At 68.8% G+C, this 25650-nt stretch carries 25 protein-coding genes and 1 tRNA gene; 13 read left to right on the top strand and 13 right to left on the bottom strand.

Annotation, left to right across the window (positions count from 1 at the left end):
* Positions 1-54: 54 nt before the first annotated feature.
* The 5 genes from ACFHYQ_RS22365 to ACFHYQ_RS22345 all read right to left on the bottom strand — a co-directional run bounded on the left by ACFHYQ_RS22365 (position 55) and on the right by ACFHYQ_RS22345 (position 3765).
* On the bottom strand, positions 55-927 hold the full coding sequence (locus ACFHYQ_RS22365) for an Fpg/Nei family DNA glycosylase (RefSeq protein WP_394303087.1): 873 nt from the start codon (positions 925-927) through the stop codon (positions 55-57).
* 28 nt (positions 928-955) lie between these two features.
* A complete protein-coding gene (locus ACFHYQ_RS22360) occupies positions 956-1564 on the bottom strand; it encodes a TenA family protein (protein WP_394303086.1) in 609 nt (202 codons plus the stop codon).
* Positions 1565-1722: 158 nt separating this feature from the next.
* Positions 1723-2139, bottom strand: a complete 417-nt coding sequence (locus tag ACFHYQ_RS22355) for a type II toxin-antitoxin system VapC family toxin (RefSeq protein ID WP_394303085.1) — start codon at positions 2137-2139, stop codon at positions 1723-1725.
* Positions 2136-2342: a hypothetical protein gene (locus ACFHYQ_RS22350; RefSeq protein ID WP_204018646.1), complete on the bottom strand. Its 207-nt coding sequence runs from the start codon at positions 2340-2342 to the stop codon at positions 2136-2138. The genes ACFHYQ_RS22355 and ACFHYQ_RS22350 overlap by 4 nt, the downstream gene beginning before the upstream one ends.
* A gap of 199 nt (positions 2343-2541) precedes the next feature.
* The gene (locus tag ACFHYQ_RS22345) at positions 2542-3765 is read right to left on the bottom strand and encodes an LCP family protein (protein ID WP_394303084.1); all 1224 of its coding nucleotides are present in this window, start codon (positions 3763-3765) and stop codon (positions 2542-2544) included.
* A 356-nt stretch (positions 3766-4121) separates the two neighbouring features.
* On the opposite strand from ACFHYQ_RS22345, the gene ACFHYQ_RS22340 reads away from it, so the two are divergent.
* The 3 genes from ACFHYQ_RS22340 (at position 4122) to ACFHYQ_RS22330 (ending at position 8553) form a co-directional block, all read left to right on the top strand.
* Positions 4122-5843, top strand: a complete 1722-nt coding sequence (locus tag ACFHYQ_RS22340; protein WP_394303083.1) for an AMP-binding protein — start codon at positions 4122-4124, stop codon at positions 5841-5843.
* A gap of 158 nt (positions 5844-6001) precedes the next feature.
* A complete protein-coding gene (locus ACFHYQ_RS22335) occupies positions 6002-7549 on the top strand; it encodes a hemolysin family protein (RefSeq protein WP_394303082.1) in 1548 nt (515 codons plus the stop codon).
* Positions 7546-8553 (top strand): CNNM domain-containing protein, encoded by a 1008-nt coding sequence (locus ACFHYQ_RS22330; RefSeq protein ID WP_394303081.1) that lies wholly within the window; start codon positions 7546-7548, stop codon positions 8551-8553. The genes ACFHYQ_RS22335 and ACFHYQ_RS22330 overlap by 4 nt, the downstream gene beginning before the upstream one ends.
* Before the next feature lie 390 nt (positions 8554-8943).
* On the opposite strand, the gene ACFHYQ_RS22325 is transcribed toward ACFHYQ_RS22330, so the two are convergent.
* A tRNA-Leu gene (locus tag ACFHYQ_RS22325) sits at positions 8944-9029 on the bottom strand.
* 158 nt (positions 9030-9187) lie between these two features.
* Between ACFHYQ_RS22325 and ACFHYQ_RS22320 the strand changes: the two genes are divergently transcribed.
* The 7 genes from ACFHYQ_RS22320 (at position 9188) to pknB (ending at position 18045) form a co-directional block, all read left to right on the top strand.
* Positions 9188-9928, top strand: coding sequence for an FHA domain-containing protein (locus ACFHYQ_RS22320; RefSeq protein ID WP_394303080.1), 741 nt, complete (start codon positions 9188-9190; stop codon positions 9926-9928).
* A 17-nt stretch (positions 9929-9945) separates the two neighbouring features.
* Positions 9946-10416 (top strand): FHA domain-containing protein FhaB/FipA, encoded by a 471-nt coding sequence (locus ACFHYQ_RS22315; protein WP_204018641.1) that lies wholly within the window; start codon positions 9946-9948, stop codon positions 10414-10416.
* Positions 10413-11801: a PP2C family protein-serine/threonine phosphatase gene (locus tag ACFHYQ_RS22310; RefSeq protein ID WP_394303079.1), complete on the top strand. Its 1389-nt coding sequence runs from the start codon at positions 10413-10415 to the stop codon at positions 11799-11801. The genes ACFHYQ_RS22315 and ACFHYQ_RS22310 overlap by 4 nt, the downstream gene beginning before the upstream one ends.
* Before the next feature lie 26 nt (positions 11802-11827).
* Positions 11828-13171, top strand: a complete 1344-nt coding sequence (locus tag ACFHYQ_RS22305; protein WP_394303113.1) for an FtsW/RodA/SpoVE family cell cycle protein — start codon at positions 11828-11830, stop codon at positions 13169-13171.
* The gene (locus ACFHYQ_RS22300; protein WP_394303078.1) at positions 13168-14625 is read left to right on the top strand and encodes a peptidoglycan D,D-transpeptidase FtsI family protein; all 1458 of its coding nucleotides are present in this window, start codon (positions 13168-13170) and stop codon (positions 14623-14625) included. The genes ACFHYQ_RS22305 and ACFHYQ_RS22300 overlap by 4 nt, the downstream gene beginning before the upstream one ends.
* A complete protein-coding gene (locus tag ACFHYQ_RS22295) occupies positions 14622-16097 on the top strand; it encodes a serine/threonine-protein kinase (RefSeq protein WP_394303077.1) in 1476 nt (491 codons plus the stop codon). Before ACFHYQ_RS22300 ends, ACFHYQ_RS22295 begins: the two co-directional genes overlap by 4 nt.
* A 64-nt stretch (positions 16098-16161) precedes the next feature.
* Positions 16162-18045: a Stk1 family PASTA domain-containing Ser/Thr kinase gene (gene pknB / locus ACFHYQ_RS22290; protein WP_394303076.1), complete on the top strand. Its 1884-nt coding sequence runs from the start codon at positions 16162-16164 to the stop codon at positions 18043-18045.
* 162 nt (positions 18046-18207) lie between these two features.
* Here the strand turns inward: pknB and ACFHYQ_RS22285 are convergent, their stop codons facing one another.
* Entirely contained in the window at positions 18208-18786 is a 579-nt protein-coding gene (locus ACFHYQ_RS22285; protein WP_394303075.1) for an anthranilate synthase component II, read from the bottom strand.
* 239 nt (positions 18787-19025) lie between these two features.
* Between ACFHYQ_RS22285 and ACFHYQ_RS22280 the strand changes: the two genes are divergently transcribed.
* A complete protein-coding gene (locus tag ACFHYQ_RS22280; protein WP_394303074.1) occupies positions 19026-19271 on the top strand; it encodes a cell division protein CrgA in 246 nt (81 codons plus the stop codon).
* A 65-nt stretch (positions 19272-19336) separates the two neighbouring features.
* Here ACFHYQ_RS22280 and ACFHYQ_RS22275 read toward each other — a convergent pair whose 3' ends face one another.
* Together ACFHYQ_RS22275 and ACFHYQ_RS22270 are read right to left on the bottom strand one after the other, a co-directional pair.
* Positions 19337-20221 (bottom strand): rhomboid family intramembrane serine protease, encoded by an 885-nt coding sequence (locus ACFHYQ_RS22275; RefSeq protein ID WP_394303073.1) that lies wholly within the window; start codon positions 20219-20221, stop codon positions 19337-19339.
* Positions 20222-20405: 184 nt separating this feature from the next.
* Entirely contained in the window at positions 20406-20936 is a 531-nt protein-coding gene (locus tag ACFHYQ_RS22270; RefSeq protein WP_394303072.1) for a peptidylprolyl isomerase, read from the bottom strand.
* A gap of 138 nt (positions 20937-21074) precedes the next feature.
* Here ACFHYQ_RS22270 and ACFHYQ_RS22265 point away from each other — a divergent pair, with 138 nt between their 5' ends.
* Both ACFHYQ_RS22265 and ACFHYQ_RS22260 read left to right on the top strand, forming a co-directional pair.
* A complete protein-coding gene (locus ACFHYQ_RS22265; RefSeq protein WP_394303071.1) occupies positions 21075-21575 on the top strand; it encodes a hypothetical protein in 501 nt (166 codons plus the stop codon).
* A gap of 336 nt (positions 21576-21911) precedes the next feature.
* Entirely contained in the window at positions 21912-22049 is a 138-nt protein-coding gene (locus ACFHYQ_RS22260; RefSeq protein ID WP_394303070.1) for a hypothetical protein, read from the top strand.
* Between the two features lie 58 nt (positions 22050-22107).
* Here the strand turns inward: ACFHYQ_RS22260 and ACFHYQ_RS22255 are convergent, their stop codons facing one another.
* The 4 genes from ACFHYQ_RS22255 to ACFHYQ_RS22240 all read right to left on the bottom strand — a co-directional run bounded on the left by ACFHYQ_RS22255 (position 22108) and on the right by ACFHYQ_RS22240 (position 25512).
* Entirely contained in the window at positions 22108-23280 is a 1173-nt protein-coding gene (locus ACFHYQ_RS22255; protein WP_394303069.1) for a zinc-dependent alcohol dehydrogenase, read from the bottom strand.
* On the bottom strand, positions 23277-23846 hold the full coding sequence (locus ACFHYQ_RS22250) for a hypothetical protein (RefSeq protein WP_394303068.1): 570 nt from the start codon (positions 23844-23846) through the stop codon (positions 23277-23279). The genes ACFHYQ_RS22255 and ACFHYQ_RS22250 overlap by 4 nt, the downstream gene beginning before the upstream one ends.
* Positions 23847-23953: 107 nt before the next feature.
* Positions 23954-24334 (bottom strand): STAS domain-containing protein, encoded by a 381-nt coding sequence (locus tag ACFHYQ_RS22245; protein WP_394303067.1) that lies wholly within the window; start codon positions 24332-24334, stop codon positions 23954-23956.
* Complete coding sequence (locus tag ACFHYQ_RS22240; RefSeq protein WP_394303066.1) at positions 24334-25512, bottom strand: PP2C family protein-serine/threonine phosphatase; 1179 nt, start codon at positions 25510-25512, stop codon at positions 24334-24336. The genes ACFHYQ_RS22245 and ACFHYQ_RS22240 overlap by 1 nt, the downstream gene beginning before the upstream one ends.
* Between the last annotated feature and the right edge of the window lie 138 nt (positions 25513-25650).

Raw genomic sequence — 25650 nt, 5'->3', positions numbered from 1 at the left:
CTCCGAGGCTGTGGAAGAGCTGGTCGACGGATCACCCCGCCGTGGTCTGTCTGATCATTTGAGCAGGCGCGACAGGCGGCGGTCCGCGAGGGGCCTGCCGCCTGTCTGGCAGGTCGGGCAGTACTGCAACGCCGAGTCGGCGAACGACACCTCGCGGATCGTGTCGCCGCAGACTCCGCACGCCTCGCCCGTACGGCCGTGCACGCGCAGGCCCGACTTCTTCTCCGACTTGAGGTCCTCGGCGGCCAGGCCCCTGGCCCGGCCGACCGCGTCGCGCAGGGTCGTCACGATGGCGGTGTGCAGGGCCGCCACCTGCTCGTCCGTCAGCGTCGCCGCGACTTTGAACGGGGACATCCGCGCCACGTGCAGCACCTCGTCCGAGTACGCGTTGCCGATGCCGGCGATCACCTTCTGGTCGCGCAGCAGCCCTTTGATCTGGGTACGGCTCCCGCTCACGATCGAGGCGAGCGTCTCCACGGTGAAGTCGTCGGCGAGGGGATCCGGGCCGAGGTTCGCTATCCCCGGCACCTCGTCCGGATCTCTCGCCACGTAGACGGCCAGTCGCTTCTGGGTGCCCGCCTCGGTGAGCTCGAACCCGGGGGCCCGGCCGTCCTCGGCGGGCGAGAGCCGTACCCGCACCGCGAGCGTCTTCGAGCGGCCCGGCTTCGCGCCCGTGAGGTCGTCGCGCCAGCGCAGCCATCCGCCCCGGGCGAGATGCGTGACGAGGTGCAGCCCGTCGCAGTCGAGGTCGAGGAACTTGCCGTGGCGGCCCGCCCCGGTGAGGGTCAGGCCGCCCAGCGCCGTGACGGGCGGGTCGACGGTCTTCAGCGCCTGGAAGGCGACCACGTCCACCCCCGCGATCGCGCGCCCGACGGCATGCTCGCGCAGGAACTCGGCAAGGGCCTCGACCTCGGGCAGTTCAGGCATGCCTGAACGGTATCCCGGAGAGCCCCGCCTACACGGGCACGTCCCAGAAGGCGAGTTCGTGGTTCATGGCCTCGATGAACAGTTCCTTGGTCCGCTCGGGCTCGGGGTCGATCTCGTCGATCATCTCGGCGATGCGTACGGCCAGCGCGGCGAAGCCGGGATCGGCGTAGGTGTCCACCCACCTCCGGTAACGCGGCTCGGCGGGCGGGTTCTCGGCGAGGATCCGGCCGAGCGTGGAATATCCCCAGGCGCAGGGGTAGAGCGCGGCCAGCCCCTCCGCGTAGTTCGCCGCCGACTCCAGCAGGAACGACGTGTAGGCGGCGCAGGCCGGGCCCTTCTTCGCGCCTTCGAGGTCCGCGCCGAACTCGGCGGACAGCGAACGGTGCAGGTCGAGCTCGTCGTGCCAGGTCGAGTACGCGAGATCGACGAGGTCGCCGAGGTGGTCGTCCGGAGCCTGCCAGGCCAACCGGGAGAACACCCGGACGTAGTCGAGCAGATACAGGTAGTCCTGCTCCAGCCAGGACCGGAAAACCGGTTCGGGCAGATCACCCGCCGCGATGCCCCGTACGGTCGGGTGGGCGAGCTGGGCGTCGAGCATCGGCCGCCCGATGGCATGCAGTTCCGCAGAGATCCCCATAGGCCCCATTCTGGCCGCACGGCGGCGTGATCCGGACACTAGTGCCCTGATCGCCAAGGTTTGCCCGGAAGGAGCGGTGCCCAGGGTGGTGCTCGCAAGGCGGAGGAGGAGAACGCGCGTTTTACGAGGCGGCAGTGCTCGACAAGCAAAGGCTCACCTCAGAGTTGTGCGGGTAGCAGAATGAGCGCGCTCGTGTGCCTTGGACGGACGACCGTGAAGTGACGGCGATCGATGGTCGCCACCTCGGTGGCGCCCAATCGCTCGGCGACGGCGATCACAGAGGCATCGACCGCACCGAGAGGGAGGCTCGCGTACGTCTCCACCAGAGTGCTCATGCGGATGAGATCTTCATTCGTCAGATCGATCAGATCCAGGCCCGATCCGAAGGACTTCAGAAACGCCGCTTCCGCTTTGCTTCCCTGTCGTTTCTCGACAAGTTGGCATACTTCGGTGACTACTGTCGCTGGAACGAGCAGCGGCCCCGGATGGGTTCGGAGGAGCTGGGAGCAGGCATAGTGGTGGTTGTCCCGGTTGTTGACCGCAGCGACTAGCGGACCGGAGTCAATGACGATCACAAAGAGTGATTGTCCTCCACACGGAGGATTTCTTCAGAGCGTTCTGCGAAATCCGGCTCCGCTTCCAACATCCCAATGAACGGCAGATCACGAACCACTGGTTGCTCTTCAACCTGACCGCGGACAAGACGCAGTAGAGGAGCTACCTTCTCTTCAGGCAACCGCTCCACCAGATGGTGGAGCTCCTCGCGCATCACGCTCATGTGTCAAGTCTAACCGACCCGATCCCAGAGCACAGGGCCGAAGGATGGGCAGCCATGAGAGGCGTAACTGCACCGGTATCCGGTCCCATCGCCGATGACCTCGAGGCATCCCGTCACTGGCGAGAACGGCTGACCATGACGGCCGAAGACTACGCTCGCGAGGCCGACGAGCGTGACGCCGATCGGCAGCGGGGGGATGTCATTTAGCTATGACGTCCTTGGGGACGGGCTTGTCCTCGGCGAGGGCGTTGAACAGGCGAAGCGCTTTCTCTCTGTCCCACTTCACCACCGCGGCGCCGTTGATCGTCGGCAGTGACCCGATCGGGACCGCCGTGGTGACGGGGCCCTCCCGCATGGCCATGCCGACCGACAGCAGGTCGAACAGGCCGGTGCCGGGGTCGACCTCGACCGAGTCGGCCGCGCTCAGCCCCAGTGGCACCGACGCGAACGGGTTCAGCAACGTGCCGGGAGACGCGGCCTTCTGCACGATGGCGGAGAAGAACTGGCGCTGGCGCTGGGTGCGCTCGAAGTCGGGGATGGCGCCCGTCGCCCGGGTCCGTACGTAACCGAGTGCGGTGCCGCCGTCCATGTCCTGACAGCCCTTCTTCAGGTTGATCCCGGCCTTGGGGTCCTTGATGTTCTGCTTCACGCAGATGTTGACCCCGCCGATCGCGTCGACGATGCCGACGAACCCCCCGAAACCGATCTCCATGTAGTGATCGATCCGGATGCCGGTGACCCGCTCGACGGTCTTCGTCAGCAACTCCGGGCCGCCGAAGGCGTACGCCGCGTTGAGCTTGTCGCTGCCGTGGCCCTCGATCGGGACGTACGAGTCGCGGGGCAGGCTGACGAGGGTCGGCCGGCCGCTCTCCGGGATGTGCAGCAGCATCATCGTGTCGGTCCGCTTGCCGACCGCCTTGCCGGTGGCGAGCTTCCGGCGCTGCGCCTTCGTCAGGCCCTCCCGGCTGTCGGACCCGACCAGCAGCCAGTCCTGTCCGGGCGTCTCGGCAGGCCGTCCGGCGTGGTCGCCGAGCACCTCGGTGTGCTTGAGCCTGCCGCCGATCCAGAAGTACAGGACGACGGCGGCGATGATCAGAATGACGAGCAGGGCGGCGACGACTCTAAAGATGATCTTCCCTGTCGGCCGCCGCCGCGCGTCACCGTCACGCTCATGCCGGTCGCCGCCGCCGCCGTCACCGCCGCTGCCGCCTCTGAGCGGGCGTACCGGAGCCTGGCCGGACCGGGGCTTGCCGTACACGTCGGACCTGATTCGCGGGATCGTGTTGTCGCGGCCCCCTGCGCCGATCCCTTCGCGGCCTGTCGGCACGGAGGGCGGTGGCCCGGTGGGAGGCCGGTCGGACGGTGCCGGCGGGCGTGCCCCCGGCCGCCGGATGGCCCGGGTCGCCTCGTCATCCTCGGCCAATGTGACTCCCCACGCTCGCACCCGGACGGCGTCGTGCCGCCCGCCCCCGACTTTGCCCGGCCATTACGGTAGGACCTCGACTTTAAGGTAGCGCCGTCACCGTCAAAGTACGCGCGCCGTTGTCGGCGGCCCATAAAGCAGCGACCCATAAAGCAGCGGCCCATGAAACGGCGGCATGTGAAACGGCGGGGTCGTCTCGTCCGGTGCCTTGACGACGGGCCCCGGCGCGCGAATGAATATGGGCAGATTGGACAGACCGGCTTATCCGAGCAGGCTCTGCCGCGTGGATTCCGCCCCCGGTCGGAACCGCCGGCGGTGGCCGGTCCATGCGCGGCCATCGGCAAAGGAGTTCCAGCGTGCCGCAGACGACCAACACCGCAGCCTTCCGCGATGCCCGTGACCTGCTGCTGCGGCTTTCCAGTGATCACGGCAAGGCCGTGGCGGAGTTCACGTGGCCCGTCTTCGACGGAGAGACCTTCAACTGGGCGACCGACTGGTTCGACGTGATCGCCAGGGGCAACGATCGGACGGCGCTGTGGATAGTCGAGGAGGACGGCGCCGAGCGGCGCTACTCGTTCGACGAGATGGCCCACCGCTCCGACCAGGTGGCCACCTGGCTGTCCGGCCTCGGCGTGGGCGACGGCGACCGAGTGCTGCTGATGCTCGGCAACCAGGTCGAACTGTGGGAGTCGATGCTGGCGATCATGAAGCTCGGCGCGGTCATCATGCCGACGACCACCGCCAGCGGAGGCGCCGACCTCGCCGACCGGGTCGACCGCGGCGAGGCGCGGTACGTCATCGCGAACGCGGCGGACACCGGGAAGTTCGAGTCCGTCGCCGGCGATTACACCCGGATCTGTGTCGGCGGCGACAGCCGGGAGCCGACCGGCTGGCACCGCTACCGGGACGCCTACGCGGTGGCCACGCCGCACGTGTTCCAGGCGCGTACGGCACCGGGTGACACCCTGCTGCTCTACTTCACCTCCGGCACGACCAGCAGACCCAAACTGGTACGGCACACACAGGTGTCCTATCCGGTCGGGCACCTGACGACGATGTACTTCCTCGGGCTGCGACCGGGAGACGTCCACCTCAACATCAGCTCACCCGGCTGGGCCAAGCATGCCTGGAGTTCCTTCTTCGCGCCATGGAACGCCGAGGCGACGATCTTCATCTACAACTACTCGCGGTTCGACGCAGCCACGCTGCTCGACCAGATCCGCCGGGCCGGGGTCACCTCCATCTGCGCCCCGCCGACGGTGTGGCGGATGCTGATCCAGGCCGATCTGTCGGGCGGGCCGGGCAAACTGCGGGAGGCGCTCGGCGCCGGGGAGCCGCTGAACCCCGAGGTGATCTCGCAGGTGGAGCAGGCCTGGGGGCTGACCATTCGCGACGGGTACGGCCAGACCGAGACGACCGCCCTGGTCGGCAACACGCCGGGCTCCCCGATCAAGCCGGGTTCGATGGGTCGTCCGCTGCCGGGCGTGCCCGTCGTGCTGGTCGATCCGGTCACCGGGCGGCCCGCCGACGAGGGTGAGATCTGCCTGGACCTGTCCCGGCGTCCTCTCAACGTGACGACCGGTTATCTCGGCGACCCGGAGCGCGACGCCGAGGTGATGGCCGGCGGCTACTACCGCACCGGCGACGTCGCCACCCGTGACGCCGACGGTTACATCACCTTCGTCGGGCGGACCGACGACGTTTTCAAGGCGTCCGACTACCGGATCTCGCCGTTCGAGCTCGAAAGCGTGCTCATTGAGCACCCGGCGGTGGCCGAGGCCGCTGTCGTGCCGGCCCCCGACCCGATCCGCCTCGCGGTGCCCAAGGCGTACGTGGCGCTGGCTCCCGGTTGGGAGCCCGACCGCGAGACGGCGCTGGCGATTCTGCGCCACGCGAGGGAGAACCTCGCCCCCTACCAGCGCGTACGGCGGCTCGAGTTCTACGAGCTGCCCAAGACCATCTCCGGCAAGATCCGCCGTGTCGAGTTGCGCGCCAGGGAGAACGCCGCCGCCGACGGGGCTTCGCCGGGCGGCGAATGGCGGGACGACCAGTTCCCGGAGCTGCGGAGCGACCGATGATCGGGTAGCCGGTGGCCGGAGGTGGGAAACCAACCGGGGGTGCCGAGCCGTTACCGTGGTGTACCACCACACGAAGGGAATGACGTGTCCGCTCCGGACTCCTGGAGTACCGGCCCGTGCCTCGGCACGGGACCCCACATTCATACGGCGAGCGCTCGATGAGCGCCGCCGCCGGCCTACTGGCCGTACTCCTCCTGACCATCGCCACCGGATTCTTCGTCGCCCAGGAGTTCGCCTTCGTCGCGACGGACCGTACGGCACTGCGTGAGCAGGCCGCCGCCGGTGACGCCGCGGCCCGGCGTGCCCTCGACATCACCGGCCGCCTCTCGTTCATGCTCTCCGGCGCACAGCTCGGCATCACCGTCACCACGCTGCTGGTGGGCTTCATCGCCGAGCCGGCCATCGCCGGCCTGCTGCGCGACCCGCTGGAGCGCCTGGGCGTACCCGCCGGCGCGGTGCCCGGCATCGCCGTGGCGCTGGGCATCGCGATCGCGACGGTCGTCCAGATGATCCTCGGCGAGCTGGCGCCGAAGAACCTGGGCATCGCCCGTCCCGAATCCGTCGCCCGCTTCCTGGCCGGCCCGACGCTCGTCTACCTCAAGGTCGCCGGGCCGGTGATCCGCCTGTTCGACTCCGCCGCGTCCCGGCTGGTCCGGCTGGTGGGCATCGAACCCGTCGAGGAGCTCGCGCAGGGCGCCACGCCGGAGGAGCTGTCCCGCATCGTGGCGGAGTCCGCCGCGGCCGGCGAGCTGCCACCCCGGCTCGCCGATCTGCTCGAGCGCGCCCTGGAGTTCGGCGACCGTACCGCCGAGGACGTGATGGTCCCGCGCCCCCGCGTGGTTTCGCTGCGTGCCGGGCAGCCGGTCGGGGCGCTCCTCACCGCCCTGCGCACCCACGGGCACTCCCGTTATCCGGTGCTCGGCGCCGCCACCGGCGAGGTCGTCGGCATCACCGGGATCCCGGAATATCTGCACGCGGATTCGCCCAGGCTGATCGGCGGCATCACCCGGGCCCCCGTGCTCGTGCCGGCCACGCTGCCACTGCCCGCGCTGCTGAACCGGATGGCCGAGTCGGGCGAGACGTTCGCCTGCGTCATCGACGAGTACGGCGGTCTCGCCGGCGTGGTCACGATCGAGGACCTCGCGGAGGAACTCGTCGGTGAGCTCGTGGACGAGAACGACCCCGAGCCCCTCGGCGTCGTCGTACGCGACGATGGGAGCTGGGAGGTGCCGGGCACGCTCCGCCTCGACGAGGTCGAGCGGGCCACCGGCGTACGGCTTCCAGAAAGCGACGACTACGAGACGATCGCCGGGCTGGTGCTCGCCGCCCTGGGCCGGATGGCCGAGACCGGCGACGAGATCGGCGCCGAGCTGCTGCCGGAGACCGACCCGTTCGCCGATGACGAGCCCGGCGCGCGGCGGGCCCTGCTCACGGTCCTGAGCGTGCGCCGTCGAGTCCCCGAGTGGGTACGGCTCGCGGTCCGCGACCGTGGACTCGACGATCCGGGAGGGTCCGGCGAGTCACGGGCGTCCGGCGAGCAGGAGGGGCCAGACGAGCCGGACGGACCGGGGGAGGCCGGGAAGGCAGCCGGGAAGGCAGCCGGGAAGACAGGGGAGTCGCAGGCGCGCGGGGAGCTCGGTAAGCATGATTTCTCCCGAAGGCGACATGCTTCGCGTAAAGGCCTGCTGTGGGAGATAACGGCATGAGCGGAAATCTGGGGGCGATCCTGCTCGGGGTGGTCCTGCTGATCGCCAACGGGCTGTTCGTGGCCGCCGAGTTCGCCCTCGTGTCGGCCAAACGACACCGGCTGGAGGAGCTCGCGCTCTCAGGTGGGCGGTTGGCCCGGGTAGCGGCCCGCACGGCCGCGCGTGGTGGACGCGAGCTTTCGCTCATGCTGGCCGGTGCTCAGCTCGGCATCACGCTGTGCTCGCTGGGCCTCGGCATGGTCGCGGAGCCCGCCATCGAGCACCTGCTCGAGCCGGTGCTCGTCCTCCTGCCCGAGTCGCTGCGTACCCCCTCCGCGTTCGTCGTGGCGCTCGCGCTCGTGACGTTCCTGCACATGGTCGTCGGCGAGATGGCGCCCAAGTCGCTGGCGCTGACCCATCCCGAGCGGGCGGCGATGGGGCTGGCCCTGCCGTTCCGCGGTTTCACGTGGATCGTCCGGCCGGTCATCGCGGTGCTGAACGGCCTGACCAACGCGACACTCGGAGTTTTCGGCGTGCGGCCGCGCGACGAACTCGCCACCACGCGCACCCCGCACCAACTCGCCATCCTGGTGGCCGAATCCGGTCGGATGGGCATGCTCGACCGAGACGAACACAACCTGCTCACCCGGGCGCTGCGGGTCCAGTCACAGCCGGTGGAACGGCTAATGCTGCCGCTGGGCGAGGTGCCCTCCGTGCCGGCGGGCGCCGACGACCGGGTGGTGCGCGAGACCGCGGTCCGCAGCGGCAGGCGTCGCATGCTGGTGGTGTCCGGCGAGGACGTGCTCGGCGTGCTGCACGTCCGGGACGCCCTGATCCACCCGGAACGCCGCCCGGAGGAGGTGGCGACCTCCGCGCCCCGGGTGGCGACGGCCACCACCGTTCTCGACGCGGTGACCGTGCTCCAGGAGGCTCATGCGCAGCTGGGCCTGGTCACAGACGTGTCCGGCCGGGTCATCGGGGTGATCGATCTCACGACCCTGCTCGGCGAACTCCTGGCCGTTTGAGTCGCTCCGCCCCTGGCTGCGTGGGCATCCAGGGCGTGCGGGTGACGGCCGAGGCACCACCCCTTGGGCGTGATCTTGTAGTTTCTCGCAGGAAAGGGCATCCACCAGGCAGAACACCATCCGTGATCTTGCAGAAACTCGCATGTATCCGCGCTGACCTGGCCGGATCCCTTTCGTGATCTTGCACTTCCGAGCCTGGACTGAGAGATCGCTATCGGCGTTTCCGTGGCCCGGCTGCTTCTGTGCCGAAATTCTGCAAGATCACGAAAGCTATAAGGGCAGGTGGAAGGCTGTTCATGCGAGAAACTGCAAGATCACGCACGGGGGGAGGGGGCAATGGAAAAGCCTCGTGGGAGGAAGCTTGGCTTCCGGCCCTACGAGGCTGGTGTCTGGTGGGCAAGGGGGGAGTTGAACCCCCACGTCCTTTCGGACACACGGACCTGAACCGTGCGCGTCTGCCATTCCGCCACTTGCCCGTCGCGGCTGCTCCCCACTCCGGGGTTGCGTGGAAAGGTTAGCACGTAACCGCCCGTGGTACCGAACCCGGATACGATCCCTCCTAAGGGACGTCGGCGATGGGGCTGTGCAAGCACCGGAGCGGTCGCGACCAACAGTGAGTGGAGGGAGGTATCCGGTGGGAGTCCTTCAGCGCTTCGAGCGAAGGCTCGAGGGGTTGGTTGAAGGGGCCTTCGCGCGCGCGTTCAAGTCCGATCTCCAGCCGGTCGAGGTGGCCAGCGCCGTACAGAGGGAGATGGACGAGCGGGCCGCGATCGTCGCTCAGGGTCGCACGCTCGTGCCCAACGACTTCGTGGTGGAGTTGTCGAGCACCGACAGTGAGCGGCTGGAGGTGTACGCCGACAGCCTCAGTCACGAACTGGCGAACCTCGCCAGGGAGTACGCGAAGGAGCAGGGGTACTCGTTCGTGGGGCCGGTCCGCGTGCGGTTCGAGACCGCGGACGATCTCGGGGTCGGGCTGTTCCGGATCCGGTCGGGCGTGATCCGCGGGGCGACGGTCGAGCAGGACGAGATCCGCCAGCCGGTGAGCGACCTGCCCGCCGGCCGTCCGAGCGCGTTCGGCGGCCGTCCCCGGCTGCTGGTCTCCACCCAGGACGATCCGCAGGGGCAGCGGTCGTACGAGCTGACCACGCCGGTGACCTTGCTTGGCCGCGGTACCGACTGCGATCTTCGACTCGTGGATCCGGGCGTGTCACGGCATCATGCGGAGTTAAGGGTGGAGGGGCAGCAGGTTGTGCTCGTCGACCTGGGGTCCACGAACGGTACCTTCGTCAACGGCCAGCCGGTCCGTAGGATCGAAATGCAGGACGGGACGAGGGTCACACTGGGTCGTACGACCCTGGTGTTCCGGCGAGATTAGAGGTAGACAAGCGGTCCATGTCCGAGCTAACGCTGCTGCTGATCCGGCTCGCCTTCCTGGCGTTGCTGTGGTTCTTCGTGATTGCCGCGGTCGGCGTCATCCGGACAGACCTGTTCGGCCCGCGTACGGCTCCCGCGTCCGCACGGAAGCCGGCCAAGCAGGCCAAACCCATGGCGAAGCCCAAGCAGAAGAAGGGCGAGCCCCGTCAACTGATCGTCACTGGTGGTCCCCTGCAAGGGACCATCATCAACCTTACGGAGATGCCCATCACCATAGGCCGGGCGAACGACGCCACGCTGGTCCTCAGCGACGACTACGCTTCCAGTCGGCACGCCCGATTGTTTCCTCAGGACGGCCAGTGGATCCTGGAAGATCTCGGATCGACCAACGGTACGTACCTTGAACGTTCTAAAGTGACCCGCCCGACCCCGGTGCCTCTCGGAGTTCCGATCCGCATCGGCAAAACCGTCATCGAATTGCGCAAATGACAATCGCACTCCGCTACGCCGCTCGCTCGGACGTCGGCCTCCTCCGCGAGGGGAACGAGGACTCGGCGTATGCCAGCGGCCGCCTGCTCGCCGTCGCCGACGGCATGGGCGGGCATGCTCACGGCGAGGTGGCCAGCTCGGTCGCCATCGCCGCAATGTCGTCCCTGGACCGCGATGTGGATCACGGGGACGCCTTCGGCGGTGACCTGCTCGGCGACATCGAGGCGGCGGTCCGGGACGCCAACCGTCAGCTACACGCGATGGTGGCCCGGGACCCGAGCCTCAAGGGCATGGGCACCACCCTCACCGCGATGCTCTGGCACGGTTCCCGCTTCGCGCTGGTTCACGTGGGTGACTCCCGCGCGTACATGCTGCGGGGCGACGAGCTGTTCCAGATCACGCACGACCACACGCTCGTCCAGTCGCTGGTGGACGACGGCCGCATCACTCAGGAGGAGGCGGCCAACCACCCGCAACGCTCGATCCTGCTCCGGGCGCTCGACGGCAGCGGCGAGGTCGACCCCGACCTGCAGGGCCGGGAGGCCCAGGTGGGCGACCGCTACCTGCTCTGCTCCGACGGTCTGTCCACCGTCGTCAGCGCCGAGACCCTGCATCACACGCTCACGACGGTCGAAGACCCCGAAGACGTCGTACGGCAGCTCATCGACCTGGCCAACCGGGGCGGCGGGCCGGACAACATCACCTGCGTGGTCGCCGATGTGATCGATGTGGGCGACGCGCCGCCGCCCGTCACGGCCGCGGCGATCGTGGGCGCGGCGGGCTCGGGCCGGGCGTTCGGTCCGGTCTCACCGAGCGGTGGTCCCGCCCCCGGGGCGATGGCGGCCACCGCGCCACAGCCGGTGATCATGGATGAGGATCTCGACGACGAGCCCGTGCGGGGGACCAGGTCCTCCGCACGGCGGTCGAGAGGTTCGGGCTCGGACAAACGCCGTTCCTGGCTGCGGCCGGTCACGGCGGTCGTGATCATCGGCGCCGTGCTGGGTGGCGGCGGCTACTTCGGCTCCCAGTGGGTTCAGAGCCAGTATTACGTCGGCGCCAGCGGGGACAAGCTGGTGGTCTTCCGCGGCGTCGACGTCCAACTCGGGCCGGTGTCCCTCAAGGATGTCGCCTACACCGAGGAGCACGCCCGCGTCTCGGCGCTCGCCGACGTGCAGCAGGACCAGGTACGCAGTGGGATCCCCGTCGACGACCTCCGGGCGGGAATCGCGATGATAAAGAGCTTCAAGGCGTCCGACACCCCCAAGCAGGACACCCCCAAGCAGGACACCACCAAGGCGGGCACTTCCGGACAGAACGCCTCGAACCCGGACGCCAGCCCGGACGCCCCGATCCCGACCTCGACCTCGGCGAGGTCCGGCCAGTGAGTGCCGCCGAAGCCATGCCCGTGCCGATGACCGCGAAGCGGCGCGGCGCCCAACTCGGGATGCTCGCCTTCGCCGTGCTGATCGTGATGGGCGCCTACGCGAGCGTCGGCCTCGGGATCGACGGCGAGATTCCGTCGGGCATGCTCACGTACGGCCTCGGCCTCGGTGGACTGATGCTCGCCGCCTACCTGGTGCTCGCCCGGTTCGCGCCGTGGGCCGACCCCCTGCTGCTTCCCCTCGTGACCCTGGTCAACGGGCTCGGGCTGGTGATGATCTACCGGATCGAGCAGACCGGTCAGGATGGCGCGAACGCCACCAACCAACTGATGTGGACGGCGCTCGGCGTCGTGATGTTCGCCGTGACCGTGATCGTGCTGAAGGACCACCGCATCCTGCGGCGCTTCACGTACACCGCCGGGTTCGCCGGCCTCGTGCTGCTCATCCTGCCCGTGCTGCCGCTCATCGGCACGGAGATCAACGGCTCCCGGATCTGGATCCACATCGGCGGGTTCTCCATCCAGCCCGGTGAGTTCGCCAAGCTCGCCCTCGTGGTCTTCTTCGCCGGTTACCTCGTCGTCAAGCGTGACGCACTGGCCCTGGCCGGGCGCCGGCTGCTCTTCATCGATCTTCCCCGCGCCCGTGACCTCGGTCCCGTGCTCATCACCTGGGGGGTGAGCATCGCCGTCCTGGTCCTGGAGAAGGACCTCGGGACCTCGCTGCTGCTGTTCGGCGCGTTCATCGCGATGCTCTACATCGCGACCCAGCGCACCTCTTGGGTGCTCATCGGGATGCTGCTCTTCGTCGGCGGCGCCATCCTGGCTGGGCAGATCTTCAGCCACGTGCAGGTCCGTTTCAACGGCTGGCTGGACGCCGAGTCGAACGACCTCTACTTCAACGGGACCAGCTACCAACTCATGGAGGGCCTGTTCGCCATCGGCTCCGGTGGCATCCTCGGCACCGGGCTCGGAGAGGGCCACCCCCGCCGGATCCCGTTCTCCTTCTCGGACTTCATCTTCTCCGCTACAGGGGAGGAGCTGGGCCTCACCGGCCTGATGGCCCTGCTCATGATCTACGCGCTGATCGTTGAACGCGGGCTCCGTACGGCACTGGCCTCCCGTGACCCGTTCTCCAAGCTGCTGGCGGGCGGGCTGTCGTTCATCATGGCCTGGCAGCTGTTCATCATCGTCGGCGGCGTGACGCGGCTGATCCCGCTGACCGGCCTGGTGACGCCGTTCATGTCGGCCGGCGGGTCGGCGCTGCTGGCCAACTGGATGCTGATCGCGTTGCTGGTACGGATGTCCGACGCGGCCCGGCGCCCTCCGCCGCAGGCGATCCAGGACGAGGGACTCACCCAGGTGATGCAGCGATGAACGGCACGCTCAAGCGGATCGCGGTGGCCTGCCTGCTCATGTTCGGCCTGCTCATGGCCAACGTGACCTACCTGGGCGCGGTGAAGGCCGAGGGGCTGCGCAAGGATCCCCGCAATGTGCGGGCATTCTTGGCCCGCTACAACGTCGACCGCGGGTGGATCACCGCGGACGACGGGAAGGTCACGCTGGCCAAGACCGTTGACACCGGGAGCAAGGATTACCGGTTCGCCCGTGAATATCCCGAAGGCAAGCCGTTCGCGCACGTCGTCGGGTTCTTCGCGCCGGAGAGTTCCTCGGGCATCGAGGCGGCCGAGGGCCGCTATCTCGACGGCAGCCATCCCGACATGGTCGTACGCCGCGCCGTCGACCTGATCAGCGGAAAGCCGGCCAAGGGCGCCAGCGTCGACCTGACCCTGAACGCCGAGGCGCAGAAGATCGCCTACAAGGGTCTGGCGGGGACCGGCAAGCGGGGCGCCGTCGTGGCGATGGACCCGAAGACCGGGGCGATCCTCACCATGGTCTCCGTGCCGTCGTACGACCCGAATCCGCTCGCCGTGGCCGACAAGGCGAAGGTCAACGACGCCTACCGGAAGCTGGACAAGAACAAGGACAAGCCCCTGCTCAACCGGGCGATCAACCTGACCTACGCGCCGGGCTCCACCTTCAAGGTCATCACGGCGGCCGCCTACCTGCAGGACGACACCTCGCGGGACGAGAACACCGTGCTCGACGCGCCGGACTCGCTGCCGCTGCCGAACACGAATCTGTCGCTGAAGAACTACCACGGCGAGTCCTGCGGCGGCCGCGCGACGCTGCTCGAGGCCCTGACCATCTCGTGCAACACGCCCTTCGCCCAGATGGGCATGGATCTCGGCTACGACAAGATGAAGAAGCAGGCCGCGAAGTTCGGCATCGGGTCGTCTCTGGAGATCCCCCTGTCGGTGAACCCGAGCGACATCGGCCCTGAGGAGGACAAGGCCGCGCTGGCCATGACCTCGATCGGTCAGCGCAGCAACCAGATGACGCCGCTGCAGATGGCGATGGTCGCGGCCGGCATCGCCAACCGGGGCACGGTCATGAAGCCGTACCTGGTCAGCAAGATCGTCGGACCGGACGGCAGCGAGATCGACTCCACCCGGCCCAAGGAACTGGACGAGGCCGTCAGTCCCGAGGTCGCCGACGAGCTGACCAAGATGATGATCAACGTGGTCCAGCGGGGCACCGGCAGCAGGGCGCAGCTTCCCGGCATCACCGTCGCCGGCAAGACGGGCACGGCGGAGACCGAGCCGGGCAAGCCCTCCCACGCGTGGTTCATCGCGTTCGCCCCGGCCGAGGACCCGAAGGTCGCCGTGGCGGTGTTCATCGAGGCCGGCAGCGCGGGGAACGACGCGACCGGCGGCGTGATCGCGGCGCCCATCGCGCACGACGTCATGCGGGCGGTGCTCGGCCGGTGACGTCAGCGGGCTCGACACTCGGCGGACGTTACCGCCTGACCTCCCCCATCGCGGCCGGCGGGATGGGGGAGGTCTGGCGGGCCGTCGACGAGTTGCTGGGTCGCGAGGTCGCGGTGAAGTTGCTGCGCAGTCATGTGGCGGCGGACCCGTCGTTCCGCGACAGGTTCCGCGCGGAGGCCCGGATCACCGCGGGTCTGGCCGACCCCGGCATCGCCCAGGTCTTCGACTACGGCGAGTCCGACGGCGCCGCCTACCTCATCATGGAACTGGTGATCGGCGAGCCGCTGGCGGCGATTCTGGCCCGGCATGGGGCGCTCGATCCTCAGGTCGCACTCGACGTGGTCCAGCAGACCGCCAGGGGGCTGTACGCCGCGCACCGGGCCGGGGTCATCCACCGCGACATCAAGCCGGGGAACCTGCTCGTCACCGAGGACGGGCAGGTAAAGATCACCGATTTCGGCATCGCCCGCGCGCTGGAGGCTGCGCCGCTGACCCGGACCGGGATCGTGCTCGGCACCGCGCGGTACGTCAGCCCCGAGCAGGCCTCGGGCAGCGCGCTCACCTCCGCCTCCGACATCTACTCGCTCGGCGTGGTCGCCTACGAGTGCCTGGCGGGCCGTCCCCCGTTCGCCGCCGAGACCCAGGTCGCACTCGCGATCAAGCACATCAACGAGCAGCCGCCGCCGCTTCCGGCCGCCGTGCCGCCCCCGGTACGCGCCCTCGTCTCCGACATGCTGGCCAAGCAGCCCGCCGCGCGGCCCGCCAGCGGACCGGACCTGGTGAACCGCGTCGCCGCCCTGCGTGAAGCGCTCACGGGCCTGGGTGAAGCGGTCACGGGCACGGCCCTCCACACGCTGACCGATCCGGGCGGCTTCCCGGTATGGGGTAGCCGTACGCCACCGGCGACCCGAAACCGTCCGGCCGTGCCGAGCACGCCGGCCGCGTCCCGGATCGCACCGGCGACCACAGACGCCATGACCAGGGCCGGCCGCCCGCGCACGGCGCCCTACTCCCGGCCGCACGGCGCGGCAGGGCGAACGGTCGGGCATGGAGTACGGCGCCGCCGCCGGGTTGCGGTGATCGGGGCCGCCGCGGGCTGCGCGGCGGCCGTGGCCGTCGGCGGAGTTCTGATGTTTCCCGCGGGCCGGCCCGAGACTCCGACGTTCGCGACGACGAGTCCGCCCCCGGTCTCACCCCCGCTCTCGCCTTCGCCACGGCCGACCACCGCGATCACGTGGCCGACCACGCCGAAGGCATCCAATCCGGTTCCTCCGGCGGCGTCGGCCAAGCCGAGCGCCGTTCCGTCGGCTACCGTAAGCACATCGGCACCACCCACCCAGCAGCCCTCGTCGGCTCCGTCCCCGTCTCCTACCCCCACTCCGACGCCCACCCCGGCCTCCACGCCCAGTGAGGTTCCGACCCCATCGGTCAGCCCGACCGACACGGGACCCCCGGATGAGGTGGGCACGTGAGGAAAGGGGCGGATGATGGACACCGGCAGCACCCCAAGATGAACGGCAAGGGACAGTGCAGGAAATGACTCAGCCACGACTTCTCGGCGGACGCTACGAACTCGACGGCGTCGTCGGACGTGGTGGCATGGCCGAGGTCTATCGCGCCCGGGACATCCGGCTGGACCGTATTGTCGCGATCAAGACGCTCCGCTCGGATCTCGCGCGGGACCACACGTTCCAGGCGCGGTTCCGCCGGGAGGCGCAGTCGGCGGCCTCGCTGAACCATCCCTCGATCATCGCGGTCTACGACACCGGCGAGGACACGATGGACAGCACGCCCGTGCCGTACATCGTGATGGAGTTCGTCGACGGGCGGACGCTGCGCGACCTGCTGCGGGCGGACCGGCGGCTGCTGCCGGAACGGGCGATGGAACTGACCGACGGCATCCTGCGGGCGCTCGACTACAGCCACCGCGGCGGCATCGTGCACCGGGACATCAAACCGGCCAACATCATGCTCACCGTGAGCGGCGAGGTCAAAGTCATGGACTTCGGCATCGCCCGGGCGATGGCCGACTCCGCCGCCACCATGACGCAGACTGCCCAGGTGATCGGCACCGCGCAGTACCTGTCGCCGGAGCAGGCGCGCGGCGAGCGCGTCGACGCCCGCAGTGACATCTACTCGACCGGCTGTGTGCTGTACGAACTGCTGACCGGCCAGCCGCCGTTCACCGGGGACTCGCCCGTGGCGATCGCCTACCAGCACGTCCGGGAGGACCCGATCCCGCCGTCGCGGATCGACCCCGAGATCCCCAGGTGGGCCGACGCGATCGTGCTCAAGGCCATGGCCAAGGACCCGATCCATCGTTACCAGAGCGCGGCCGAGATGCGGGCCGACATCCAGCGGGCGATGTCCGGCATGCCGGTGGACCCGCAGACCATGGCCATGGCCAACAACTTCAACTCCTACGGCGGGGCGCCCGACCGCACGCGGACGATGACCAGCGCCGGCGGCCCGCCCGCGCAGGGCACCCGGGCGATCCCCGCCTACGAGTACGGCGAGGAGGAGCGGGGCGGCGGCCGCTATGACGGGCGGCGGCGCAGCGGCGCGAGGAAGAGCAACACGGCGCTGAAGACCGCCGCGTGGATCCTGGTCCCACTGCTCGTCATCGCCGGCTTCATCGGCGCGGGCTATGCCCTGCTCAGCTCGGGCGGCTCGGCGGCGGCCGACAAGACCAAAGTGCCGGAGGTCACCAACCTGACCAAGGAGGCGGCCGAGAAGGCGATCAAGGCCGCGGAGTTGAAGTTCACGTACGGCGAGCCCGAGTTCAGCGGCGACGTGCCCAAGGACTCGGTCGTCAGCACCAATCCGGCCGCCGACGAAGAGGTCGAGAAGGGGGTGACGGTCACCATCGTCCTGTCCAAGGGCGAGGAGACCGTGACCGTTCCGCCGGATCTCATCGGCAAGACGAAGGAGGAGGCCCAGGCGGAGCTGGAAGCCCTGGGCCTGAAGTTCAGCGTCGTGGCGAAGGTCGCCCCCGGCAAGCCGGAGGGTGTGGTCTACGACATCAGCCCCAAGGCCGGCAAGGAGGTCCCGAAGGGCTCCGCGGTCCGCCTCTATGTGCCCAAGGCGATGCAGGACGTCCCGAGCGTGCTCGGTCTGACCGTCGACGACGCGAAGAGCCAGCTCGAAGGCGCCGGATTCAAGACCAAGATCGTGGAGCGGCCGAGCGACCAGGTGGCGAAGGGCAACGTGATCGACCAGAGCCCGGCGCCGGGGACCAAGACCCAGCCGGGTATCACGATCACCCTGACCGTCTCCAGCGGGCCGCCTCCGCAGCAGCAGCCGACCCAGCAGCCGAGCGACGAGTTCCCGACGGACGACCCCGGCAACGACGACTCCGGTGACATGGGTGACGGCGGAGACGGCGGCATCGACCTCGACGAGAACCCGTTCGGCAACTGACCGCGGACCGGCGGCGGAACCGGTCTCCCGAGAGCCGTGATCGGCGGTGAGATTCACCGCCGGTCACGGCTCTCGCCGTACGGCGCATGAGAAGAGGGTTTCCGCCACTCGGGGGCAATGGCGGAAACCCTCATTCGGATGTCGTCGCACAGGGGCGAGGCGTTACACGATCTGGGTGAGCCAGTTGCCGAGGAGGCGATGGCCGTGCTCGGACACGATCGACTCGGGATGGAACTGGACCCCCTCTATGGGCGCCGAACGATGCCGTAGGCCCATGATGACGCCGTCCGGTGTGGCGGCGCTGACCTCCAACAGGTCCGGCACGGTGTCGGGGACGACCGCGAGCGAGTGATATCGGGTCATGGTGACCGGTGACGGGATCGACCGGAAGACGCCTCGGCCGTCATGGGAGATCAGGCTGGTCCGGCCGTGCATGAGTTCGGGCGCGCGGGCGACCGTGGCGCCGTAGGCGACCGCGATGGCCTGGTGGCCCAGGCAGACGCCGAGCAGGGGCAGGCCGCGCTCGGCGCAGTGCCGTACGAGCGAGAGGCTCACCCCTGACGCCTCGGGGGTGCCGGGGCCGGGGGAGACGAGGACGCCGTCGAATCCCGCCGCGTCGTCGAGCGTGACGTGATCGCGGGGCCGGACGTCACAGTCGGCGCCGAGTTCGCGCAGATATTGCACGATGGTGTGGACGAAGCTGTCGTGATTGTCCACCACGAGCACCCGAACCGCCGCCATGCCTCACCACGATCAGGAGGAATTACGGCTATCAGCCTACGCGAACCGGGCATCAGGGATCGCCGTCGCGCGACCCCGCCGACTATCCTTGCTCGGGACTTCACACTAAGAGCGACTACGCTAAGGAGTGACCCCCGGGGATCTTGCCGAAGCGAGGAGCGCGGCAGGCAAAAGACCCGAGGGGCCCGACCCAACCAGAGCCCGCACAACCGCGCGGGTGCCGAGCAGGAGATAGTCCCGTGCCCAAGTCGAAGACTCGGAAGAAGGCCGTCTACACCCCGCCGCAGAAGGCGCAGACGGTCAAGGTGAGCCCCCGCTGGCTCGCCCCCCTCATGGTCGCTTGCTGGATCGTGGGCATCGTGTGGATCGCGGTCTACTACATCGTGCCCGATCTGCCGGGCATCGCGACGCTGGGCAACGGGAACCTGCTCGTCGGGTTCGGCCTCATCATCGTCGGCGTGGTGCTGTCCACCAAGTGGCGCTGACACCGCCCGTCACCGGAGGAAATCTTTCCACAGCCTTTATCCACAGCCTGTGGGCAGCAGTGATTTCAGCCGGTGACGGCCAGGGTCGCGTACGGTGGCAGGGCGGCGACGATCAGGATCAGGACGAGTAGTACGGCGGTCGCCGATCCGACCTGGACAGCGGTCCGATTCCGCGTGGGCGCGTAGGCGAAGGTCGCGGCGACCAGGGTGCCGACCACCAGGCCGCCGAGGTGGCCCTGCCAGCTGATGCCGGGCACGATGAAGGTGATCACGACGTTGATGCCGATCAACCACAGCACGCCGCGCGCGTCGTAGCCGAGCCTGCGTGCCACCACGAACAGCGCGCCGAACAGGCCGTAGATCGCGCCGGAGGCCCCGACGGCCGCTATACCGAACAGGTAGACGGCGACCGATCCGCCCAGGGCGGACAGTAGGTAGAGCGCGCCGAAGCGCACCGAGCCCAGCCGCCGCTCCAACTCCGGGCCGATCACGAAGAGTGCCCACATGTTGAACAGGATGTGCCAGAACGACGGCGGCGGCGCGTGCAGGAACGCGCTCGTGATCAGGCGCCACCACTCGTCGTAGAAGTAGACGCCGGGCGACCACATCTGGAAGTTCCTGAGGATCTCATCCCGGGCCAGGACCTCGGCGCCGTAGGCCAGCACGTTGGCGGCCAGTAGCGCCCACGTCACCCGGGGCGTGACGACGGCGGCGCCGCCGAAGACCGCCCGCGTCCGCCGTACGTCGCGGTTACCCTCCCGGACGCACTCGACGCACTGGTGACCGACCGCCGCCTCGCGCATGCAGTCCGGGCAGATCGGGCGCTCGCAGCGCTGGCAGCGGACGTAGGTCTCGCGGTCGGGGTGCCGATAACAGGTCGGCACGGCATCCGCCCCGGGAGGGGGCATGCCCGGTGGTGTCGGCGGCGGGTTCGGCGGCGGGGCGGTCATCGCGTCCTTCCGGAAGAAGATGCGGGTCCACTGCCCGCCAGACTATAGGTCGTGTTTCAGAAGTCCGGACAGCACTTTGAAGCTCCCCGAGCAGCCGGTGCCCCGGCCACCCCGGCCGTTTCCACCTGTGGACGGTGTGGGCAGTGTGGCCGGGGCGGCCGGGGTCAGGGCTGGTCAGGCGTGATCAGGAGCGCTCGATCGTGACCGCTTCGAGCACCACGTCGTTGACCGGGCGGTCGTTCCTGCCGGTCGGGGCCTTGGCGATCGCGTCGACGACCTCGGTGCCCTCGACCACCTCGCCGAAGATCGTGTGCCCCTGGTTGAGGTGCGGCGTCGGCGACACGGTGATGAAGAACTGCGATCCGTTCGTGCCCTTGCCGAACCGCTTGCCGGCGTTGGCCATGGCGAGCAGGTAGGGCCGGTTGAACTGGTTCTCGGGGTGGATCTCGTCGTCGAAGTCGTAGCCCGGGCCGCCGACGCCCTGCCCCAGCGGGTCACCGCCCTGGATCATGAAGCCGTTGATGACCCGGTGGAAGATCGTGCCGTCGTACAGCTTGTCCGTGGTCTTGGCCCCGGTCTCCGGATGCGTCCACTCCCGGGTGCCCTCGGCGAGCTCGACGAAGTTGCGTACGGTTTTCGGTGCTTTGTTCGGGAACAGTTGGACCCGGATCGTGCCGTGATTGGTACGGAGATTCGCGATGAGGTTGTCAGCCACGAGGGCCGCCCCCTTATGTCTTGGCGTTAGTTGTCTGGTTAACAGGGTATCCAGCATGCCTTCGAACACCGGTCGTGATTGAGCGACGACCATGCGGGAAGGGGTCGACTCGGGGCCCATCTATAGGGGAGGTGGATCGTGTCCCTGACAATGAAGAAAGGGCGCGGCGTCGAGGTGTTGGTTCCGCAGACGTGGCTGGGCCGGATGAAGACCCAGGCCAGGAGGGCCGGCGTCCGGATGCCCCCGATGGCGGGCAGCGCGCGTGACGTGGCGGTGAACCGCATCGAGGACGCCCGGCTGTGGGCGGCGCCGAAACTCGACCAGGCCGCCCAGTCGGTGGAGGAACAGATCGCCCCCATCGTGAGCGCGTTCCTCGCCGAGATGGCCAGGCGCATCGATGTGTCGGCGGCGAGGAAGACCCGGCGGCGCTGGCCGGTCGCCGCGCTGTGCACGGGTGCGGCGATCGGTGCGATCGGCGTGATGATGTATCGCAACAACGCCCAGCGCTGGACCGACACCATGCGCGAGAGTGTGCGGGACACCGCCTCGGACGCCGGCAAATGGGTTGGGGACAAGGCCCAGGAGACCCGCGACAAGGCCGGCAGGGCCACCGACGACATCAAGGGAAAGATGTCCTAGTCAGCGCGGGGTGTGGCGCTGCGGACAGCACCCTTCCAGGTGGTGATCGCTCGGACCCATCCGGTGTCGCCGGCCGATCGAGCATCTCGGAGCGAGGTGAGACGGTCAGCCGCCGGGTGGCCCGGGCGTCCGTAGCCGGTTCAGCCAGGGCGTCGGCCCTGGCTGTCTCTTATTGCTCTTTGATATCTTTCCTGACACAGCATGTAACGGTGAGTGTTCGGCTCTGGTGACCGCACTCACCGTGCTCGGTGACTTGTTGGCGAATTACCCGAATTTCCCCCTTTTGGGGAGTGAACCGCTGCGCGGCACCGGACGTCTTGGAACAGGGAGGCCCGGATGGACGTCCTGGAGAGCCTCGTGGACGAGGAGTTCCGGCTGGAGTTCCTCCTGATCGAGGCACTGCATGAAGAGGCGGAACGGCTGGCCGCCCCAGCCGTCCCGTCGAGTGGTTGGCCGGACCGGCCATCCCGCTGACTGAGCGGGGTGGCCGGCCCTTCTGAGAGTCGGCCTGCTGAGAGCCGGCTTCCTGCGATCAGGAGGGCCGGAACACCACCCGCACGCACCCGTCCTTCTTGTGCTTGAACATGTCGTAGCCCCTGGGCCCGTCGTCCAGCGTCATCGTGTGCGTCGCCATCTGGGCGGGTTTGAGCTCTCCCTTGGAGATCCGGTCGAGCAGCATGGGGATGTACCGCTGCCCGTGCTGCTGCGCCCCGCGCAGCGTCAGCCCCTTGTTCATCAGCGCGCCGAGCGGAAACTTGTCGACGAAGCCGGTGAAGACCCCCAGCACGAAGACGGACCCGCCCTTGCGGCAGGCGTGGATGGCCTCCCGTACCGCGATGGGCCGGTCCTGCTCCAGGTGGAGCTGCTGTTTGACCTCGTCGTAGACCCGCATCGGCCCGGCGCTGTCCGCCTCCAGGCCGACGGCCTCGATGCAGACGTCCGGTCCCCGGCCGCCCGTGCGTTCACGCAGCTCCGCGTCGACGTCGGTCGACGTGTAGTCGATCACTTCGCAGTCGGCCTGCCGTTCCACCATGCGCAGCCGCTCCGGGTATCGGTCGATCGCTATGACCCGCTCGGCGCCGAGCAGTACGGCGGCACGCGCGGCCATCTGACCGACCGCGCCGCAGCCCCAGACCGCCACCACGTCGCCGGGACGTACACCGCCGAGATCGGCGCCCATCCAGCCGGTCGGCACGGCGTCGGAGGCGAACAGCGCGTCCATGTCCTCGACGTCGTCGGGCACCGGGAAGGCGTTGTGGTCCGCGAAGGGAACCCGGATGTACTCGGCGTGACTGCCCCGGAAGCCGCCCATCGCATGGGAGTAGCCGTAAATCCCGGCGGTCGAGCCGCCCCAGAGAAGATCGGTGATGCCGGACGTGGGATTGCTGTTCTCGCACAGCGACCACATGTCGTGCCGGCATGGCCAGCACCGTCCGCATCCGATGATCGAGCACACCACGACGCGCTCCCCGGGCCTGCGCCGGCGCACCTCCGAGCCGACCTCGACCACCTCGCCGAGGAACTCGTGTCCGATGACGTCTCCCGACTTCATCATCGGGACGTAGCCACCGAGCAGATGCAGGTCGGAGCCGCACGTGGTGCTCGCGACGACCTTGATGATCGCGTCCTGGGCGTTCAGGATCCGCGGGTCGGGCACCTGCTCGACCGTGAGTTCGTCGACGCCCTGCCAGCACAGTGCCTTCACAGTCGTCCCTCCCCCGGTGCTCGTCGGGCCGCCAGCGTGAGGACCCTGTCGCGCAGGCCGGGCTGACGACGCTCTCCGGACCGGTCGGCCCGTACGGGCTGGGCGATGCTCTCCGCCCGTGACTTCGGCGCGGTCAGCGCGGTCTTCGTCTTCTGGATGCCGGCGAGTTCCGGCTCGGGGCGGAGCACCTCTCCGGTTTCGAGGATGGACTTCGCGTCGCGAAGCGCCTTGCGCACCTCCTGCCGGGGATCCGTCCCGCGCAGACGGCCCAGGATGGCCATGGGGCCGGTCGGTACGGCACGGCGGGGCCGGGCGTAGAGCTCGGTGCCCCGATCCCCGGGGGCCTGCTCCGCCCGCACCTCGACGTCGAGCCGGGACAGCGGCCGCGGCGGCACGCCGTCCGGCATGACCTCCTCACGCGGGAGGTTGATCGTGACCCCCAGCCAGCGCAGTGACTCCTTCGGGTCCTTGGTCGCGACCGGCGCGCGGCCTCGTGCAGCGAGCCACCGTGCCACCGCCGCTCCGGTGCCCAGCAGGGTCGCCGCGCCGAAAAGGACACGTTTCATGACTTCCCCCCAACCCGGACAGCTTTCTGGGAGGGTTACCCGCAGGGACTCGGCACTACCTTGGCGGTCTCATATGCGCGGCCTGTGCCGTACGCGTGTGCCGTCCCTCAGACGTCGTCGGGGGGCCGGGCGCTCGCCAGCGCCTCTCCCCTCGTGGAGAAGACCGGGATGTGCGCCGTCAGCCCCGCTATCCACAGGACTCGGGTCGCTCCCCGCTCCAGCGCCACCACTGACAACCTGCCGCCCTCGTCCACCGCGCGTTTCCAGCAGGCGATGAGCAGCCCGGTCGCCCTGGAGTCGAGGAAGTCGATGTCCAGCAGATCGACGACGAGGCTCGGGCCGTACTCGGCGAACGCTCGGTCGAAGAATTCGGCGACCAGGTTGTGCGTGGTGTAGTCGAGAGTGCCCTGGATCGTCAGCACTCCGATGTCGCCGTCGCGTTCTGCGGCGAACTTCGTCTTGGCGGTCGAGATGTGAGGATCTGGCATCAAGACACTTCCAGGGTGTTCGGTGTTACGCGGGCGACCAGAATGCAGGTGTCGTCGCTGGTGTTGCTGGGCACCAGGCCGCCCATGATCGTGGACAACCGGTCACGCGGTGCCGCCCGCACTATCTGGGTGATGGTGGCGCTCAGGGCGTCCAGCCCCTCGAAGAGGTCGCGGCCGGGACGTTCGATGAGGCCGTCGGTGAACATCAACAGGAGGTCGTCCGGCTCGAGCCGGATGCTCGCGCAGGTGTACTCGACGTCCTCGAAGACGCCGAGCAGCACGCCGGGATGATGGAGTCGCTCCACCTCGTCCCCCCGGACCAGCAGCATCGGGGGGTGCCCGGCGTGGCACCAGGTCAGCACCCGATCCGTGCTCCGGTAATGGGCGACGACGGCCGTGGCCAGCACGTCGGGACGCATCCGGCGCAGCAACCGGTTCAGCGCCACCAGGATCTGGTCCGGTTCGTGGTGCGCGAAGGCCAGTCCGGTTATCGCGTGACGGAGTTTGGCCATGGCTGAGGCGGCGGCGAGACCGTGTCCGGCGACGTCGCCCACGGCGAGCAGCGCCTCGTCGTCGTCCATGCGGATCGCCTGGAACCAGTCGCCGCCGAGCGGAGCCGTCTCGGCCGGATCGTAGCGCGTGGCGACCCGCAGGCCGGGCACGGTGAACGGCTCATCCTGCACGGGCAGGATGATGTCCTGGAGACGGGCTGTGAGCTGCGACTCCTCCTCCAGCCGTTGGCTGACCACGGCGAGTTGGTCGGCGGTCCGCCGCCAGTCCGTGATGTCCTGGAGGACCGCGTGGACCTCGACCAGGCCACCGGCGGCGTCCCGAACCGTCTCCGCCCTGGCGACTATCAGGCGTGAGGCGTCGCCGACACGGATCCGGAACTCGAACTCGTGCGGCCCGTCCTCCTCCTCCAGGACCGTCATGGCGTCGTCGAAGACCGGCAGGTCGTCACGATGAACGATCGCCCGGTATCCCTCAAGGTCGAGCGGTCCGCCGGCCGGGTCCATCCGGTGGATCACGTAGAGCTGGTCGGACCAGTCGGCGTCGCCGTCGCCGATGCCCCAGCGGGCCCAGCCGAGATTGCCCAGGCGCTCGGTGTGGGCCAGCCGGGTCTCGAGGCGCTTGGCGAGATCGGAATCCCGAGACGGGTCGACGCCATCGGATGACACGGCGATGGGAGTCGAGTGCGAAATGTCGTCACCTCCACCCACTTGAACCGCCTGCCACCCTCCGCGGGACGCGACCCCAGGGCGCGGTGCCGCCGTCGAGCCGGTGCGGAGCCGGTCCAGAGCAGACCCAGAGCAGAA

Origin of the sequence: Sphaerimonospora cavernae (assembly GCF_042435035.1) — a bacterium.
Classification (GTDB): domain Bacteria; phylum Actinomycetota; class Actinomycetes; order Streptosporangiales; family Streptosporangiaceae; genus Sphaerimonospora; species Sphaerimonospora cavernae.
The sequence above is the reverse complement of the archived record's forward strand: the minus strand, read 5'-3'. Positions and strand labels throughout refer to the sequence as shown.